Here is a 2,007-nt window from a genome sequence, read left to right as displayed (position 1 = left end):
TCAATCTCAACTGCAATCTATATGATAACTGTAAATTTGAGTGTGAAACTAATGAAGTTGTACAAAGATGGTCCTTAGCATATTTGTTGACGGCTCAGGTGGTCCAAATTCAGGATTTGGCTTTTTTGTCAAGGAAACAGGAGAGTCATTTTACAAAAAAGAGCCAAACATAACAAATAACCAAGCCGAGTACATGGCCATAATCTCTGCCCTGAAAAAATTCTCAGGTACTACAGACGAAATTATAATCTATAGCGATTCAAAAAATACAGTTTCACAATTAAACCACGAGTTTGCTATTAACAATGATCAGTTAAGAAACNAGGAAACAGGAGAGTCGTTTTACAAAAAAGAGCCAAACATCACAAATAACCAAGCCGAGTACATGGCAATAATTTCTGCCCTGAAAAAATTCTCAGGCACTACCGATGAAATCATAATCTACAGCGATTCAAAAAATACAGTTTCCCAATTAAACCACGAGTTTGCCATCAATAATGATCAGTTGCGAACTCTTGCAAGAGAGACATGGGATTTGATAGCCAAGTTTCCAAACCTAAAGATAAACTGGATACCACGAAACCAGAACCTTGCTGGAAAGATGCTTGGCAGTTAATGTTTGGGACAGGTGCTTTTCTTGGATAAACTTATTATACAAATACATTTGAGTCCATCTCGTTAAAATGAGCGAATCTATTTTCCTGTCTCCAAAATCTATTGCAATAATAGGCGCTTCTGATAAAGAAGGAAGTGTGGGACGTGCCATTACATCTAACATACTAAAGGGGTATACTGGAAAGATACTTCCAATCAGTCCTACAAGAGAAACTGTATTTGATAAAAAAGCATACAAATCAGTTCTTGATGTTCCAGAGGAGATAGATCTTGCAGTTGTAGTTACAAAAAATGATGTTGTTCCAGCAGTGCTCGAAGAGTGCGGCAAAAAAAGAATCAAGGGAGCAATTGTCATAACAGCTGGATTCAAAGAAGTCAATGAAGAAGGTGCAAAGCTTGAACGAAAACTTGCAGAAATTGCCAAGCAGTATAACATCAAGATCATAGGACCAAACTGTCTTGGTGTGATGAACTTGGCACCACAGACAATGATGAATTCAACTTTTCTCAAAGTGACTCCAAAATCTGGTGGTATTGCGCTTGTATCACAAAGCGGAGCTATCTGTGCAGCATTGGTTGAAGACGCAAGTGCTCAAGGAATAGGATTTTCTTCTGTAATCAGCATGGGAAACAAAGTAGATCTAAACGAAGTTGACATTCTAAAAATGCTTGCAGAACACGAGCAGACAAAGGTCATTGTCATGTATCTTGAAGATATGACTAATGGACGAGAATTTTTGAAAATATGCAAACAAATTACAAGATTAAATAAAATAAAAAAACCTGTACTGGTGCTAAAATCTGGTCGAAGTCCCGAGGGTGCCAAGGCAGCCATGTCTCACACTGGTGCACTCATGGGCTCTGATGAAATCTATGATGCATTGCTAATACAATCAGGCGCAATCCGGGTTGACACCATGGAAGAGTTGTTNGCGCACTCATGGGCTCTGATGAAATCTATGATGCATTGCTGACACAGTCAGGCGCAATCAGGGTTGACACCATGGAAGAATTGTTTGATTATGCAACTGCATTTTCAAAACAACCACTGCCTTCCGAGGGAGATCTGGTCATTGTATCAAATGCCGGTGGACCTGCAATAATCTCTACTGATGCATGTTCCAGAATTGGAATAAAGATGGCAAATATAGAAGACATCCGACCACAGATAAATGCAGTAATTCCTCCCTGGGGAACTTCTAGAAATCCAGTTGACATTGTAGGTGATGCTGATTTTAACAGATTTGATCACGTGTTAAATCTAGTACTTGCTCATCCAAATACTGGCTCTGTCATAACAATGTGTACACCGTCTGCTACACTTGATTACAATAAACTTGCAGAAGTAGTTGTGAATTCATCAAAGAAATACAACAAAACAATTCTTGCAAG

General features: G+C 38.8%; 1 protein-coding gene and 3 pseudogenes. All 4 read left to right on the top strand.

The features are described 5' to 3' along the window. Positions 1-67: 67 nt before the first annotated feature. Positions 68-322 (top strand): annotated as a pseudogene (locus DYY66_RS08715) (ribonuclease HI); the annotation flags it as partial. 63 nt (positions 323-385) lie between these two features. After that, the gene (locus tag DYY66_RS08710; RefSeq protein WP_394352621.1) at positions 386-616 is read left to right on the top strand and encodes a reverse transcriptase-like protein; all 231 of its coding nucleotides are present in this window, start codon (positions 386-388) and stop codon (positions 614-616) included. Positions 617-683: 67 nt separating this feature from the next. Beyond that, positions 684-1,546: pseudogene (locus DYY66_RS14800) on the top strand (acetate--CoA ligase family protein); the annotation flags it as partial. 1 nt (position 1,547) lies between these two features. Then, a pseudogene (locus DYY66_RS14795) lies at positions 1,548-2,007 on the top strand (CoA-binding protein); the annotation flags it as partial.

The organism is Candidatus Nitrosotalea sp. FS (genome assembly GCF_011319475.1).
Classification (GTDB): Archaea; Thermoproteota; Nitrososphaeria; order Nitrososphaerales; family Nitrosopumilaceae; genus Nitrosotalea.
Note: the sequence above shows the minus strand (reverse complement) of the source record. Positions and strands in the feature narration are given on the sequence as shown.

Bases quoted from the DNA above. Each gene is read 5' to 3' on its own strand.
- DYY66_RS08710 (WP_394352621.1), top strand. From the start codon at position 386: ATGGCAATAATTTCTGCCCTGAAAAAATTCTCAGGCACTACCGATGAA.